The sequence below is a fragment of the Kribbella pratensis genome, assembly GCF_004366075.1.
GTDB classification, from domain to species: domain Bacteria; phylum Actinomycetota; class Actinomycetes; order Propionibacteriales; family Kribbellaceae; genus Kribbella; species Kribbella pratensis.
Genome location: NZ_SODU01000004.1, coordinates 31,681 through 47,320 on the forward strand (window position 1 = coordinate 31,681; position 15,640 = coordinate 47,320).

14 protein-coding genes are annotated in these 15,640 nt (G+C 68.4%); 2 read left to right on the forward strand and 12 right to left on the reverse strand.

The annotated features are described in order from the left end of the window. Positions 1-2: 2 nt before the first annotated feature. The 4 genes from EV137_RS32680 to EV137_RS32695 all read right to left on the reverse strand — a co-directional run bounded on the left by EV137_RS32680 (position 3) and on the right by EV137_RS32695 (position 6,168). Entirely contained in the window at positions 3-2,645 is a 2,643-nt protein-coding gene (locus EV137_RS32680; protein ID WP_238175719.1) for a bifunctional YncE family protein/alkaline phosphatase family protein, read from the reverse strand. Positions 2,646-2,769: 124 nt separating this feature from the next. After that, positions 2,770-4,119, reverse strand: a complete 1,350-nt coding sequence (locus EV137_RS32685) for an ABC-2 transporter permease family protein (RefSeq protein ID WP_134005251.1) — start codon at positions 4,117-4,119, stop codon at positions 2,770-2,772. Then, entirely contained in the window at positions 4,119-5,051 is a 933-nt protein-coding gene (locus EV137_RS32690) for an ABC transporter ATP-binding protein (protein WP_134132037.1), read from the reverse strand. The genes EV137_RS32685 and EV137_RS32690 overlap by 1 nt, the downstream gene beginning before the upstream one ends. Before the next feature lie 100 nt (positions 5,052-5,151). Beyond that, on the reverse strand, positions 5,152-6,168 hold the full coding sequence (locus tag EV137_RS32695) for a ferritin-like domain-containing protein (protein ID WP_134005255.1): 1,017 nt from the start codon (positions 6,166-6,168) through the stop codon (positions 5,152-5,154). Positions 6,169-6,267: 99 nt separating this feature from the next. Here EV137_RS32695 and EV137_RS32700 point away from each other — a divergent pair, with 99 nt between their 5' ends. Next, positions 6,268-6,672: a cupin domain-containing protein gene (locus EV137_RS32700; RefSeq protein WP_134005257.1), complete on the forward strand. Its 405-nt coding sequence runs from the start codon at positions 6,268-6,270 to the stop codon at positions 6,670-6,672. On the opposite strand, the gene EV137_RS32705 is transcribed toward EV137_RS32700, so the two are convergent. The 5 genes from EV137_RS32705 to EV137_RS32725 form a co-directional block, all read right to left on the reverse strand. Continuing rightward, the gene (locus EV137_RS32705; RefSeq protein WP_134132038.1) at positions 6,663-8,444 is read right to left on the reverse strand and encodes an ABC transporter ATP-binding protein; all 1,782 of its coding nucleotides are present in this window, start codon (positions 8,442-8,444) and stop codon (positions 6,663-6,665) included. The genes EV137_RS32700 and EV137_RS32705 overlap by 10 nt on opposite strands. Beyond that, a complete protein-coding gene (locus tag EV137_RS32710) occupies positions 8,437-10,188 on the reverse strand; it encodes an ABC transporter ATP-binding protein (protein WP_134132039.1) in 1,752 nt (583 codons plus the stop codon). Before EV137_RS32710 ends, EV137_RS32705 begins: the two co-directional genes overlap by 8 nt. Positions 10,189-10,343: 155 nt before the next feature. Next, the gene (locus EV137_RS32715; protein WP_134132040.1) at positions 10,344-11,180 is read right to left on the reverse strand and encodes a hypothetical protein; all 837 of its coding nucleotides are present in this window, start codon (positions 11,178-11,180) and stop codon (positions 10,344-10,346) included. Positions 11,181-11,488: 308 nt separating this feature from the next. After that, positions 11,489-12,538, reverse strand: a complete 1,050-nt coding sequence (locus EV137_RS32720; protein WP_134005264.1) for a M4 family metallopeptidase — start codon at positions 12,536-12,538, stop codon at positions 11,489-11,491. A gap of 73 nt (positions 12,539-12,611) precedes the next feature. Continuing rightward, positions 12,612-13,070 carry a nuclear transport factor 2 family protein gene (locus tag EV137_RS32725; protein ID WP_238175720.1) on the reverse strand — a complete coding sequence of 153 codons (459 nt, stop codon included), beginning with the start codon at positions 13,068-13,070 and terminating at the stop codon, positions 12,612-12,614. A gap of 54 nt (positions 13,071-13,124) precedes the next feature. Between EV137_RS32725 and EV137_RS32730 the strand changes: the two genes are divergently transcribed. Continuing rightward, positions 13,125-13,631: a winged helix-turn-helix transcriptional regulator gene (locus EV137_RS32730; RefSeq protein ID WP_134132041.1), complete on the forward strand. Its 507-nt coding sequence runs from the start codon at positions 13,125-13,127 to the stop codon at positions 13,629-13,631. Here the strand turns inward: EV137_RS32730 and EV137_RS32735 are convergent. Genes EV137_RS32735 through EV137_RS32745 form a run of 3 tightly spaced genes read right to left on the reverse strand, consistent with a single transcriptional unit; the run spans position 13,608 to position 15,631 of the window. Beyond that, positions 13,608-14,012 (reverse strand): hypothetical protein, encoded by a 405-nt coding sequence (locus EV137_RS32735; protein ID WP_134005268.1) that lies wholly within the window; start codon positions 14,010-14,012, stop codon positions 13,608-13,610. The genes EV137_RS32730 and EV137_RS32735 overlap by 24 nt on opposite strands. 15 nt (positions 14,013-14,027) lie before the next feature. Then, positions 14,028-14,387 carry a VOC family protein gene (locus tag EV137_RS32740; RefSeq protein WP_134005270.1) on the reverse strand — a complete coding sequence of 120 codons (360 nt, stop codon included), beginning with the start codon at positions 14,385-14,387 and terminating at the stop codon, positions 14,028-14,030. Between the two features lie 41 nt (positions 14,388-14,428). After that, complete coding sequence (locus EV137_RS32745; protein WP_134005272.1) at positions 14,429-15,631, reverse strand: ROK family transcriptional regulator; 1,203 nt, start codon at positions 15,629-15,631, stop codon at positions 14,429-14,431. Between the last annotated feature and the right edge of the window lie 9 nt (positions 15,632-15,640).

Sequence of the window (15,640 nt, forward strand, 5' to 3'; positions counted from 1 at the left end):
TGTCAGCCGTCGTTCTCGGCGGCGGGGATGACCGCACCCGGAACGTTCTGCGGCGCCACGATCTTGTCCTCACCGGGGTACGGCAGGGACCAGTTGTGCGCCTCGTACCAGTTGTAGTGGTTCATCTGGGCCGGGTTCGCGAAGTCGGCCCGGGCGTTCGGGCCGGTGGTCCGCTGCTGGTCCTTCCACGCCGACCACTGCGCCGCCATCGACTCCATGCCGGCCGGGACGGTCACCGCCGGCGCAGCCGCGACGGCCGGGTTCTGCGCCGCCGGCACGTCCAGACCGCAGGGCGGCGGGGTCTTCAGGCCGTCGGTCAGCGCGACCCGGTTCGGGAGCACGGTGAACGGCGTGTAGTCCGGCTTGCTGGTGAACGCGCCGAACATCGGGGTGGCCGCGGTGTCCTTCTGGTTCATCGGCTTCATCCCGAGGATCTGCTCGATCGTCCGGAGCAGCGTGATCTGCGTGTAGTAGTGGCTGTCCACGGCACCGTGCTGCGCGTACGGGCTGATGATCTGGATCGGCGCCCGGTGACCGTCGACGTGGTCGAGACCCGCCTGCGAGTCGTCCTCGACGACGAAGATCGCCGAGTCCTTCCAGTACTTGCTGTGCGTGATCTGGTCGACGATCCGGCCGGTGGCCAGATCGTTGTCGGCAACCTGCGCCGGACCGTTGGCCGGACCGCCGGTGTGGTCGTTGGACAGCCAGAACATGTTCAGGTTCGCCGGGCCGTTCTTCAGGAAGTCCTTGCGCCAGATCTCGGTCTTGTAGATGTCCGGGACGCTGGTGTCGAACTGCGGGAAGCCCTGCACCGACACGTCGTTCAGGGACGGGATCGCCGACCCGATCTTGATCGGATACTTGGTGTCCGCCCCGGTCGCGATGATGTTCTTCGTGTCGCAGTAGTAGTTCTGCCAGGTGCCGTCGGCCGGCTTCTGCTCGATCGACAGGAACTCGCCGAAGTTCTTCACCGACTTGCCGGCCGCCTGGACACCGGTCCAGAGGAAGCCGCTCTTCTGGTGGCCGAGGGCATCGTTCTCGGTGTCGTAGCTGCGCAGGTACTCACCGGCGGACGACTCGGTGTACTCCGGGTTGTCGGCCTGCATCAGCCAGTTGTGGCCCTCGGCGGAGTTCGTGCCGATGTCGTAGGTGTTGTCGTACAGCCCGAACTGCTTGGCCAGCGCGTGCTGGTTCGGCGTGACGTTCTCGCCGTACTGCGCCAGCGCCGGATCGCCGTTGCCCTCCGGGATGTCGCCGTACACCTGGTCGTAGGTCCGGTTCTCCTTGACGATCAGGAACACGTGCTTGATCGTCGAAGGGTCGCCGAGCTTCGCGGGGACCGGCACCGGCTGACGCCGACCCTGGTCCGTGGCGACCTGGGCCGAGCCTTTCGTCCAGCCGTTCTGGTCGAAGACGGTCTGCGTGTACTTCTTGATCGCGTGGTCGTCCGGCAGCTGGAACTTGGTCAGGCTCGACGTGGTGTCGTGCGTGCTGTGCCCGGCGGCCGTCGTCGTGCGGCGGGCGTCGATGCCTCGGGTGTTCGACACCACGATGTCCTTGCCGACCTGCGCGAGCTCGGCCGGGAAGTAGTCGGTCGGCAGCAGGCCGACGTAGCTGACCGGCTCGAGCGGGTTGCGGTACTTGTAGACCGCGATCGCGTTCGCGCGACCGAGCGACACCAGCAGGTGGCCGTCGTCGGTCAGTGTGACACCGTCCGGCTCGTAGCCGACCGACGCTTCGGGCCACGGCTGCGTGGCGATCGTCTGGACGACCTTGTCACGGTTGGTGTCGATGACGGACACGTTGTTCGTGGCCGTGTTGGTGACGAAGACGGCGCCGTTCTTCGCGTACAGCGCGGTCGGGTGCAGCCCGACGTCGATGCCGGCGACAGCGGCGCCCGGGTTCTTCAGGTCGATCACGCTGACCGTACCGGTCGTGGTGATCGCGTTCTGGTTCGCGACGACGTCGGTGCCGTACGAGTTGATCGTGGTGTCGCCGGGCTTCGCGGTCCGGCCACCCTCGTTGCTCACGTACAGCTTGTCGCCGACCATGACCAGGTCGCGCGGCGCGTTGCCGGTCGCCCAGCTCTGCTTGATCGCGCCGGTCGCGGTGTCGATCGCGACGACCTTGTTCTGGCCGTTCACCGCGGAGTACACCGTCGAGCTGTCCGCCGAGAACACCGCCTCGGAGGCCAGCGCGCGCTTCGTCCCGTCAGCCGGGATCGCCACGAACGTCGGGTTCGCCAGCGAGCCGTCTGCATTTACGGTGAACTTCCGGTAGCCGTCGGCCTGCCCGAGCCAGACCTGCGAGCCGTCCGGCGAGTACGTCGGACCCTCCTGGCCGACGTCGTTGCCGGGGATCTTGAGATCCGCCGCGGCGTTGTTGCCGATGTACTGCTGGACCTTCCAGTTCTTCAGGTCGATGATCGCGAGCGCCATCCCGCCGTCGGTCACCGAGGCGGCCATGTGACTGCCGTCCGGGCTGACCGAGGACGACATGATCTTGCCCTTCTGGAGGACGAGACGGTCGCCGATCGGCTTGATGTACTGGTCGGCCGAGACGACCTGACCCTTGTCGGTCACCTGCCCGACCTGGTCGTGGCCGAAGCCGGTCGTCGAGGCGACCGCGGTGCCGGCCAGGGCCACCGCGACGGCGGTAGCGCCCGCTGTGACCAGTGGTACTCTGCGCCGGAGGGGACTTGGCGAGCCCTCTTCGTCACGCCTGCGGCGGCGTGTTACCTGCATGGGAGTTGTCCCTTCGGGTTGGGCTTCAGTTGACAGGTAGCAGTTCGATGTTGCCGTCGAACTGCCACAGGGGGTTCGGTTCGTCCCCGGACGGGGTGCGGACCAGGAAGAAGCCGTTCACTTCTTTCGGTCCGTCCCCGTCGGCGACGTACCGACCGAGTGGATTGATGTCGAGTTGGTAGATCGCGGAGCCGGCCGCTTCCACTCCGGGGATGTGCCAGCTGACGACGCAGCGCCAGTCGTTGCCGGGTCCTTGCGCGGCGACCTGGTCACCGCCCTTGGTGCATTCGGCGGCGCTCTGCAGCTGTTGCTCGGTCACGTCGGCCCGGTTCAGCTGCTTGGTCTGCAACCGGTACAGGTGCGCGAACTCGACCGCAACCGCGCGCTGCACCTTGCCCTGATCGATCCCCGACCCGAAGCCGGTCACCGGAGCGACGGCCGCGGTGGTGACACCGAGCAGTACGACGAGGGGCAGGAGGCCGGCCGTCAACGCGAGACGACCGGAGCCGTCGTGCGTCGGGTTGGTGAAGTCACGGCGTACGAAGATGAAGTACGCAAGGCCGGTCGCGACGAGGGCCCAGACCAGGCTGACGATCACGCCGATCAGCAGCGGGCCGAGTTGTGCCGGGCTGGTGAAGAGGCCGTTCCAGCTGATGAACGCGTAGCCGGGAAGCGCGAGGCGGAAGGCAACCGGGACCGGAAGCTGCTGGACGAGCTGCATCGCAAGCGCCACGACCGCCGGGAGCAGGAGGCCCATCGGCGATCGGCCGAGCGCAACTGAGCCCAGTAGGCCGATTGCGGCAAGGGCGAGAGTCGGTGCGAGGGCGCAGAGCCAGGCGAGGAACACAGTGCCGGCCGCGTTGCCCGGTGAGAGCAGGTGACCGTCGAGGCCGATCAGTTGCCGGTTGCCGACGACCAACAGGCCGCTGATCGTGCTCGACACGACCAGCCCGATCACCAGCACCAGGATCACGGTCAGGCTGGACAGCGCCTTCGAGACGAAGATCCGGCGCGGCGAGCGGACCGCCACCAGCAGATGACGCCAGGTACCGAGGCGGTCCTCGGACGCGAACACGTCACCGGCGATCAACGAGGTCAGCAACGGCAACGCCCACGAACCGGAGAAGCCCAGCAGCACCAGCGGACCGGCCCATCCGGTGGCGTGCATCCAGCGACCGAACAACGTGTCGACCGGGAGCGACGCCTGCTGGCTGATGACGGCCACGAAGAGGGCGGGCGCAAGCCAGCAGGCAACGATCAGCACGCGGACGCGCCACTGCGTGAGCAGCTTGGCGAGTTCGAAGCGGTACCCCCGGATGATCGGCACCCGGCGGGCGACCTCACGGGGCTCGGGGGCAGCCACGGTGGCCGTCATCAGTTGGTCTCCTGCTGCTCGGTGAGGGCGATGAACGCGGCTTCGAGTGGCGACACCACCGGCGCGAGTTCGCGGACGGCGATGTCGTCACGGACCAGCCGCTTCACGAACTCGTCCACTGCCGGCACGGCTGCCGAGATCACCAGAAGCTCGACACCCTCTTGTACGGCGCCTGGGTCGCGCAGCCGGATGCCCTTGGTCTCGCGGGCCAGTCGACGAGCCGCTACCGGGTCGGAGGTGAGGACGCGGTAGTCGAGTTCGCTGTCCTCCGAGGCCAGCTTGCTGATCGGGCCCGAGAACACGACCCGTCCGGTCGACAGGATCGTCACCTCGGAGCAGAGCGCCTCGACGTCGTCCATCCGGTGGCTCGACAGCATCACCGCTGTGCCGTCGGCGGCCAGCCGGGTGAGGACGCCGTACACGTGCTTCTTGCCGGCTGGGTCGAGGCCGTTGGACGGCTCGTCGAGGATCAGCAGCCGAGGTTTGGTGAGCAACGCGGCGGCGAGGCCGAGGCGCTGGCGCATGCCGAGCGAGAACCCGCGGACCCGGTCGTCGGCCACGTCGGTCAGGCCGACCTGGTCGATCGCGTCGTCGATGTTCATCGTGCGGTCGCCGCGCAGCTGGGCCAGGGCGGCGAGGTTCTGCTTGGCGGTCATCGACGGGTACAGGCCGGGGCCGTCGACGAAGCCGGCGACGCCTTCGGGGACGGCGAGTGCGCGGCCGACCGGCGTACCGAGGATCTCCAGTTCGCCGCGGTCGGGAACGGCGAGGCCGAGCAGCAGGCCGAGGAGCGTGGTCTTGCCGGCTCCGTTCGGTCCCACCAGGCCGTGGATCTGGCCGGGTGCTACGTCGAGGTCGACGCCGTCGAGTGCGACGACCTCGCCGAAGTACTTGGTGATGCCGCGGGCACGGACAGTGGGCGGTGCGTCCATGGGGAATACATTAGAAAGCAATGTACGGTCACGTGAAGAGCAAAGGTTAACTATTGGCGAACTAGCGTGAACTCCTTTCAGCCAAGCTCTCAGCGGACTCTCAGTTGCGTTGCTGCGGATCGATGTAGTGGAAGGTCGGTCCGGCCGTGGTGTGATCGTCCTCGCTCAGCTGCAGCAGCTTCAGGGCTTCGGCCTTCAGACCGAACATCGCCTTGACGGCGTCGCGGATCAGCGCGGGCTCGCCGGTGAAGCTCTGCTCGAGCAGGAACAGCAGCGTGCAGTAGGTGTTGTCGAACTGCTCCTGGGCGGCGCGGATCTGCGCGTTGTCCGACCGGCGCGGGTTCGCCTGCATCGGCGACACTCCGGTGGGATCGAAGGTGACCGGCTCGCCGGTCGGACCGGACTGCGGCGTGTCTCCCCGCTGGTAGCGCCGACCGAGCTTCAGTTCCTCGAACCGGTAGTAGTGCGCGACCTCGTCGCGGTCCGAGTGGAAGATGTCGTGGTCGCCGTCCCAGACCTCTCCCCGCGACGTACCTTCTCCTTGCTCGACAATCTCTTCCAATGCGGCCAGCGCCGACGCCAGGTCTGTGACCGGCTGAAGCGTGCCGGCGGTGTGGTGGAACGGTCCTGCGGTCACCTGACGAGCCGGGTCGCCGGAGAACACCTTGTCCTCGCCGAGCGTCTCGCACAGGTACCGGAGCCCGTCTTCGATCGCGTCGTAGAACTGCCCGATGGTCTCGTAGTGATCGCTCTCGGCGGGTGAACCGGGCGCCTCGGGCTTCTCGAGCCGCAGGAACATCTCCAGAGCATCCGGCCCGAAGGGGAGCAGCGACAGCTCGATCGAACCGTGCGGCAACTCCCGCGGGTATCCGGGCAGCATCGCCGGGACGTCCAGCCGTGGTTCGCCGCCGACGGCGTTCAGCAGGTTGGCCGCCAATGAGAGATGGATCATCTCCTCGACGAACACGCTGCTCACCAGTTCCACCGCGTCCGGGTTCCGCGCCGGATCCAGCGAGTAGAGGGCACAAAGGTACGGCGGAATCGTGGCGTGCTCGAGCTCGATCGCCCACTGCAGGTGCTGGTGAAGACTGTCAATTGTCTCGATGCGCTGGTTCATACCTGTTGAGACAGCACAACCACCTCCCCTGTGACCGTCACAGCTCGCCGGTCTGAACTGTCTTCCACTACAGACCGATCAACTGGAAGGTGAGCTTCGATGACTGATACGACCTCCACCGCGTGGCAGACCGCGTTGACGATGCTGCAGGAGGTGGAGCCGCCCTTCGTTCCCGAGGGCTTCCACGTGATGACCGTCGACATCGAGTACCCGGCGGGTGACCCCGGCGCACCGCCGCACCGGCATTCGGGTCCGGCGTTCGGGTACGTCGTCGCGGGCGAGATGTTGTTCGAGTTGGAGGGGGAAGCGCCGCGGGTGATCAAGGCCGGCGAGGCGTTCTGGGAGCCGGGCGGTGACGTCATCCACTACCAGGACGGCAACAACCGGTCGGACGTCCCGGTGAAGTTCACCGTGACGATGCTGTGCGCCCCCGGGCAGGAGATGTTCACACTCGTCCCGGAGGAAGAGTTGGCCGAGCGGGCGGAGCGTCGGGTTCAGCGGTAGGCGCGGGCCTGGAGTTCGAAGAGTTCGGCGTAGCGGCCGCCGGCCGCGAGCAGGTCTTCGTGAGTGCCGACCTCTTCGACGCGGCCGCAGTGCATGACGACGATCAGGTCCGCCATCCGCACGGTCGAGAACCGGTGCGACACCAGGACGGTGATCCCGCCGGTCTCGGCCGCGGCGATCTTCGCTGCGGACGCGTACTGCTCGTAGAGCCGGTGCTCGGCCTCCGGGTCGAGAGCAGCGGTCGGCTCGTCGAGCAGCAGGAGCAGCGGGCGCTCGCGCATGAACGCGCGAGCCAGCGCGAGCCGCTGCCACTGCCCGCCGGACAGCTCGACCCCGTCGGTGAACTTCTTGCCCAGTTGGGAATCCAGCCCCCGCGGCAGCCCGGCGACCACCGACTCGGCATCGCCGCGGACGACGGCCGCCCGGACGGCGTCCTCGTCCGCCGCCCGCTCGATGTCGCCGATCCCGACGACCTCCCGCGCGGTGAACTCGAACTTCACGAAGTCCTGGAAACCCGCCGACAGCTGCGACCGCCACGCGTCCGGCTGGACCGTCGCGAGGTCCACGCCGTCGACGAGGATCTGGCCGGTCGTCGGGTCGTACATCCGGGCGAGCAGTTTGACCAGCGTCGTCTTGCCGGCGCCGTTCTCCCCCACCAGCGCGACCGCCGCCCCGGCCGGCACACTGAGGTTCAGGTCGCTCAGGACCGCGGAATCCGAACCAGGATAGGAGAATCCGACGTTCCGCAACTCGATCCCGGTGGTGATCCGGTCGGGCGCCGAGGTGACACTGGTCCGCCACGAGTTCTGCTTCGCGTACTCGCGCAGCCAGTCGTACCGCCCGAAGCTGCGCACGACCTCACCGACCCAGTACACGTTCTGCGCGATACCGCCGGTCATCTGATCCACCTGCGGCGCGAGCAGCAGGACGAGTACGACGTCTCCCGCGGACGCCTGACCGTTCCGTGCCCGCGCGACGACCCAGACGATCGCCGCGGCGTACGCGAGACCGAAGGCGAGCCGCACCGAGCCGTCCACCTTCCCGCCCCACCGCGCGGCCGCGACCCGGCGATCGAAACGCTGCGTCTGCAATGCGAAGATCCTGTCCAGCAAGACCTTTCCGAGCCCGAACACCCGCAGCTCCAGGCCGGTCCGCGGATCCTTCGCCACCTCGATCAACCGGTCGACGAGCCGCTCCTGCGGCATCGACTCCTCCCACGCCTTGCTCTGTCGCGTGCTGCTCAGGTACGCCGACCAGATCCGCGCACCGCCCAGCAACGGGAGCACCAGCAACAGCGGATGCACCGATCCGAGCAACGTGAGCACGGTCGCGGTGTTCGTCACGGTGGCGAACGCCCACAGCAGCACCTCGGCGCCGACCCCCATCCGCCACGCCTTCTCGCGCACGAGCTCGAGCCGGTCCGCGACATCGGGCCGCTCGTGATGCGACAGACCAGGGATCGCTGTCGTCACATCGAGCAGGTCGGCGTGCACCCGGCCCGCCATCCGTTCCTGCGCGGTGTCCTGGAGCGGCCATCCGAGCCCGTCCGCGACGAACGACACCGCGAGGCCGCCGACGATGATGCCGATGCCCAGCGCGATCGTGCTCGACCGGTCCGACGCGATCCCGTCGACCAGTCGACTCACGCCGTACGTCTGGGTCGGTGCCGTGATCGCGCGGGCCGCGACCAGCACCGTCGAGATCGCCATCAGCCCAGGTGCTGCACGGAAAGAGGTGGACAGCCACAGCCAGAGGATCCGCAGACTACGCATCGACTGCCTCCGGTCCCGTCACGTACCGCTCGGCCTGGAGCCGGAACATCCCGGCGTACTCGCCGTCCTGCGCCAGCAGCTCCTCGTGGGTGCCGTCCTCGACGATCCGGCCGTCGGACAGCACACAGATCCGATCCGCGTTGCGTACCACCGAGAACCGGTGCGAGATGATCAGCGACGCCACTCCGGAGGTCAGCTCCAGGTACCGCTCGACCAGCTCGGCCTCGGCCCGTACGTCGAGCGCCGCGGCCGGCTCGTCCAGCACCAGAACACCTGCGCCGGCATGCACCGCGAACAACGCCCGAGCCAGCGCGACCCGCTGCCACTCACCACCGGACAGGTCGACCCCGCCGTCGAACGTCTTGTCCAGCACGGTGTCCCAGCCCTTCGGCAGGCGCCGTACGACCTCGTCGATCCCGGACTCACGCGCGACCCTCGCCAGGGTGAGCTCGTCACCCGCGCGTTCGACCGCGCCGAACACGACGTTGTCGGTCACCGACAACGGGAACCGCAGGAAGTCCTGCACGATCGCGGCCACCCGCCGCTGCCACACGGTCAGGTCGAGGTCCGCGAGATCGACACCGTCGACAAGGATCCGGCCGCTCGTCGGCTTGTACGCGCCGCCGAGCAGCTTCACCAGCGTGGACTTGCCCGCACCGTTGACGCCGACGAGCGCGAGCGCCTCCCGCGCGCGGATCGTGAGGTCGAGGTCGCGCAGTACGGCGACGTCCGCACCCGGGTAGTGGAAGCTCACCTTCTCGAACCGGATCTCGCGGGCCGGCATCGTCTCGATCCGATGCTTCGTGGTCACGGCCGGCTCCGGATGGCGTTCCTCGATCGTGGCGCTGAGGTCCCGCATCGCGCGGTACGCCGAGAGTCCGCGGCGGACCTGTGCCACGCCGTACCCGTTGCTCGCCTGACCGATCGCGAGGATCGCGGGCAGCGTGGTCGCGACCTGCGTGAGCGGCAGCGTTCCGTTGTAGGCGGCGCGACCGACGGCGAGGATCGCGACGCCGTTGGCGATCAGGTGGACGCCGCCGATCAGCAACGACCACTTCGCGTTCCGCCGGCGGCGTGCCCAGACCGGGCGGTAGCCCGCCGTCCATTCGCGGACATACCGCTCCACGAGCCAGTTGTGCAGACCGAACACACGCAACTCTTTCGGAGCGTCACGCATGCCCAGGTTGAACAGGTAATGGGCTCGGCGCTGCTCCTCGGTGTTGCCCCACCAGACGTCGACCTCGCGCTCGATCAAGCGACCGCCGTACCACTCCAGCAGCATCGTGACCGCGACCAGCATCGCCGCCACCCACCAGGCGAACATCACGCCGACGATCACCGCGGAGCCGACCAGCGTCACCCGGCTCGCGATCAACCACGGCAGTTGCCCGAGCCCCTGCGCGAGATGGAAGCCGCCCTTTCCTTTCGCACGCTCCTGGACATCCAGTACCTCGGAGTCCTCGAGGTGCTCGATCCGGCGCGGTTTGAGCAGCGGCTCGGTGATGCCGGTGCCGATCGCGCGGACCAGGCCGGCGTCCATCACCAGCGATGCGACCTGCTGCACCGCGGGCGTCAGGCTGTCGATGACGAACACCGCGAGCAGGCCGCCCAGCAGCCACCCGAACTCGCCGATCGGCATCGCGTCCGGGCCGCCGTCGATCACCCCTGGAACCGCCCCGACGACCCGGCCGGTCAGCAACGTGACCGCCATCCCCAGCAGCGAACCGAGGACAGCCAGACCCATCGTCAGAAGGGTGCCTCCAGGTGCAACCCGCACTCCGTACCGCAGCAGCGTCAGCACCCCACCGACCGTAACGGCCCGCACCGACAAAACGCACCCGAGTTTCCGGGCCGGACCGGAAAATCCGGCGGCCCGGAGCGGGCCGCCGGATCGGTACGTCAGCTACCGGTGGCGAAGAAGGTTGCGAAGACCTTCTGCAGCGCGGACGAGTCGACCAGGGTCGGATTCGCGCTGCCCTGGTTGCCCCAGCCGTAGGTGTAGTCCATCACCGGGGACGGCACGAGCCGCTTCCACTCCGTCAGGATCGCGTGCTCCTGAGTTGCGGTCGGCAGGTTGTAGTAGTGGCTCGTCGCCCGCTCCTGGCCGAAGGCCTGGTACACCGGCACGATCGCGGCCAGCGGGACGCCGGCCGCGCGAGCCGCGCTGACCTTCTCCCCGATCTTGCCGAGGTCACACTGCGGATTCGCGACCGAGCAAGGGTACGGATCGAGTCCGACCAGGTCGACGTGGCTGTTGGCCGGCGCGAACGGCTGGTAGTCGGCGACCTTGCTGAGCACGATGAACGACTTCTGCCGGCCACCGCTCGCGGCGCGAATGTAGTCCGCTCGCGACCGCAGCGCCGCCGGACCGCCGGGGCAGTCCCCGATGTGCGGCTCGTCGGACAGGTAGTAGGCGAAGACCTTCGGGTTCGAGGCGAGGGCGTCGACCTTGGCCTTGAAGGTGCTGTCGGCCGGGCTCGGGCACTTCTGACCCAGCCAGAAGACGGCTTGCACGCCGGTCGGCAGCGCGCTCAGGCTGGACACCGAGGACTTGTCGGCCAGGTTGTAGCCGAGGGCGAAGGGTGCGGTTCCGCCCTGGAGATTCGCGACGAAGTGCCGGGTCGGTGTCTGCGCCTCGGCCTGAGCCCCGCCGGACGTGCCGGTCAGGGCCACGACGAGACTTGCGAGCAGCCCGAGCAGGCCGGCGCCGAGCGCGATCTTGGTGGTGCGCGTCACGGGCGGCCCCTCTCGCCGCGGGTCGCGACAAGGGTGGCGAATCGGGCCAGGAGCTGCTGAGGAGGGAAGGCGGGCATGCGGAAACCTCTCGGGGCGCGACGGAAACACCGGACGGCAGGGGTCCGTCCGGGTCGGCAGGTCACCGCCGGTGTTCGTGCTGCGCCCCAGCCGACAGCCCGCGCTACGCGGCGGTCACTGACGGGCGAATCGGTCGCCCGGCACTGCCTGGCGCGTGACACTACCGTGATCTTTCCGAGACATCGACCCGACCCCGGATATCGGTCGCTCTGGTCCGATCGCCGGGATGGTCAGAGGATGCCGCGGTCCGCGAAGGCCTTCTGGACGACGGTCGCCTGGCTCGGGCCGTACAGCGACCGCGCGGTCGCGACGGTCTGCCGGGCCGCCGCCGCGAAGCTGGTGTCCGGCGCGAAGCCGAACTGCGCGTCGACGATGATCCGGTCGGCCACCGCCGGGCCGAGAGCGGTCCGGATCTGGTACAAGGCCTGGGACCAGATCTCCCCGTCCGCGTGCACCTCGCCGACGACATCCTCGGGGTAGTGCTTGCCGGCGTCGAGACGGCGCAGGCAGTGCGGCACGGTCGAGGTGTACGACGTCGCGTCCCAGTCCATCACGCAGGCCAGGTCCGCGGCGACGGGTACGCCGTACTGCTTCGCCACCCACTCGCCCACGGTCACCGCGAAGTAGTCGCCCCACGCTTCACCGATCGAGCCCGCCTCGAGTGACGTCCCGAAGCCAGGCACCTGCGCGTCGTGCACAGCGTGACCGGTCTCGTGCACGATCACCTCGCCGTCCTCTGCGTCGTCCACACCGCCCTTGCCGAGGGTGATCGTGTCGTGCTTGTCCCAGGAGAACGAGTTGTCCACGCCGTACTGGTCGACCTTGTAGTCCTGGCTCTCCGCATTCACCGCCGGGAGGTCGCGGCCGAAACCGAGCGACTGCAGGTACTTCTGCGCCTGCGTCCCCCAGAAGTACGCCATCACCTGCTCGAACTGGTCGTCGTGCCGGTCGTAGAAGTAGGTGCCGTTCGTGGTGTACGCCGGAGTGCCGGTGGCGCTCTTCACGTTCGCCCAGGTGCCGTTGAGGTAGCCCGAGCCGTCCAGGTCGGTCAGCGTCACCTCGTAGTAGGCGCCGCGCGGAACGGCCGTTGCCGAATCCTTCTGGTCCGTGAGTCCCTCGTTACCGCTCGACTGGACCGGGTTCGGAATGAACACCAGCGCCTTCGCCGTCGTGGCGCCCGTCGGGGGCTTGGCGTCGGCGGCCGGAGCGGCCAGAGCCGCCAGGGTCAGCACAGCAGCCGAGGTCAGGGCAACAGAGGCCTTCAAGGTCTTCGACCGCATGGCTCGCTCCGGATCGTTCGCAGGGAAATGTTTCCACACGGTAGATCCTGGTTCGCGGCGGCGGAAGATGTCGTTATCCGACGATGGGCTCCGCGTGCGCTTCGGCGTACCCGGCCGCGGCCAGGCGGTCGAGGGTGCGCTGCAGGACCGCGGTGTCCTCGAGGGTCCGGACCTCGGTGATCTTGCCCCACTTGATCCGCAGGAACTGGTGCACGACGTTCTCGTACGTCGACCCGTCGACGACGTTCACGTGCACGGTGACCGCTGTGGCGACCCGCGTGTCCCACGGCCAGCCGGTGACCAGCACGTCCTGGACCTCGAACCGGGTCCCGGGCAGCAGCCGGAAGCAGCGTTCCCACCAGCGCCGCAACGCCTCGTGCGTACGCCGCTCGCCGCCGAGGGCGTGATCTCCGTAGAACCGGTACGTGAACGACGGCGCCATCCCGGCCACCATCGCCTCCCAGTTGCCGGCGCTGATCTGCGTGAACGCGTTCCGTACCTGCCGCGCCACGATCCGGTGGTAGATGCCCATGCCGCCACCGTAACCATAGTGAGTTCAATGACGCAACTGACTACACTCGGGGGCATGCGGAACACCAGCTTCGCCTCGATGCACTGCTCGCTCGCCCAGTCCCTGGAGCTGATCGGCGACTGGTGGACACCGTTGGTGCTGCGCGATCTCTACCTGGGCCTGAACCGCTTCGACCAGTTCGTCAAAGACCTCGGCATCTCCCGCAACCTGCTCACGGACCGGCTCGCCACGCTCGTCGACGGCGGCCTGGTACGACGTACGCCGTACCAGCAGAACCCGGTGCGCTACAGCTACGAGCTCACCGAGGCAGGACGGGAGCTCGTACCGATCCTGATGGCTCTCACCGCCTGGGGCGACCGCTGGGCGACTCCCCCGGCGGGCCAGCCGATCCGGTTCACGCACTCGACCTGCGGCAAGGTCACGACCCCGACGGTCTGCTGCTCGGAATGCGGCGAGGCGCTGGACATGGGCGACGTCGAGCCGTCGCCGGGACCGGGCGGGCGGACAGCTCCCGGTACGGCATTGATCGCGAGCGTTCTAGGACTCGAGCCGAAGGCGTAGCAACTCGGCGAGCGGCATCGACTCGCCGTCGCGGGCGCCCTGTCCGACGACGAGCGGCGGATCGGACGGCTGGACGCGGACGCCGGCGACGCGGGACTTGAGGCTGGCGGGTACGCCGAGGATGTAGAAGTTGCCGTCGACGTCAACGGCGAGCGAGCGGTTGCGGCGCAGGTACCACCCGATGAGATCGGTGCGGTAGCTGGCGTTCGAGCCGATCACCTGAGCGCGCAACGGCTCGGGGTCGACGCCGCGCTCCCTGAGGGTCGCGATGAAGCCGGCCAGCAACTCCCGCGCCTGAGCGCTCTCGGCGGCCTTCTTACGTTCCAGCGCGGCCGCATGCTCGACCGCCGCCTGCCGTCGCTCCTCCCGCCAGCTCGTCACCCCCTCACCCTACGGTCAGTCGACGCACAGGCAGAACGGGTGTCCGGCGGGGTCGAGGAAGACGCGGAACGACGTACCGGGCTGGTGGTCGGCCTTGGTCGCACCGATGGCCAGTACCTCAGGCTCCGCCTCGTCGAGGTCCCGCACCATCACGTCGAGGTGCAGCTGTTGTGGCACGTCCTGGGTCGGCCACGTCGGCGCCTTGTAGTCCTCCACCTGCTGGAACGAGATGCAGTTGCTCCCGTCCTCCGGGCGGATGTCGGCCCAGCCCTCACGGGCCTCCACCTTCCAACCCAGCAACTCACCGTAGAACTGGCCCAGGACAGCGGCGTCCGGGCAGTCCAGCACAAAACTCGGGTACTTTGCGATAGCCATGGCTCGCACCCTAGTAGCCATTGCGGACGGTTTGCGTCCGGTTAGCCGGCAGAATTCCCGGCGAGCGTCTGCCAGGCGCGATCGAGTCCTGCCGCGAGGCAGCCGGCCACCACTGTCTCGGTACCGAGCACACTAGCCTTCACCTCCGGCATCACCGGGGCGAGCTGACGCAGCTGCTTGGTGACGGCCTCGAGGAACCCCGGCGCCTGCCCGATACCGCCGCCCAGGACGACCAGATCGGGATCCACGACGGTGATCACCGTGCACACCGCCTTGGCGACCAGCAACGCCTCCTCGGCGACGACCGCGGCCGCGAGCGGATCGCCCCGTACCGCGGCCGCGAATACCTTCTCCGCCGTCGACGCCCCACGGACACCGGCCCGACGCGCTGCCCGTACGACGGCAGCCGCCGACGCCGACGCGTCGAACCCGCCCCGCTTCCGCGCGTCCCGCGGATCACTGCCGCTGCCCTCGGTGAACGGCAGGTACCCGATCTCCCCCGCCACACCGTGCGACCCGTGCCGTAGCTTGCCGTCGAGCACCAGGCCCATCCCGATACCGGTGCCGACCGAGACGAACGCGAAGCTGTCGACGTCGCGACCGTGACCGTGCGCCCGCTCCGCAATGGCCGCCGCGTCAACGTCGTTCTCGATCATCAAGGTCGGCCCGAAACGCTCCCGCAGTGCAGCCAGGGTCGCCGGCGAATCCCAGCCGGACAGCCGGCCGGTCAGCGTCAGCGCATCGAGCCGGGGATCGTAGACACCGGGACTGCCGAGCACAGTCTGGGTGAGTTGCGTGACCTCGATGCCGGCCTCGGCCGCAAGCGTCCCCGTGAGATCCACAAGTTCCTGGATGCGGGCCATCGCGTCCCCGGCCTTGGTCCGCACGCTCAACCGCGAGCGCACCGTCCCCGCGAGATCCGCGATCCCACCGCGCAGGTACTCGCGCCCGACGTCGAGCCCGAGCACGAACCCGGCCTCGGGCCGTACCTCGTACAGACTGGCCGCCGGCCCGGGTACGCCGGTGCGCTGACCGGTCACGTGGACCAGACCGGTCCGCTCCAGCGAGCTCAGCGCCGCGGACACGGTCGGCTTGGACAGACCGGTCAGCCCGGCGAGCTCGGTGCGAGAGATCGGCCCGGACCGCCGGATGTGGTCGAGCAGCACCTGCTCGTTGATCTCGCGGATCAGCTGCGGCCGCGCAGCCGCGGCGCCTCCGGCAGCACCACCGGCAATAACAGTCACGCCGAACCC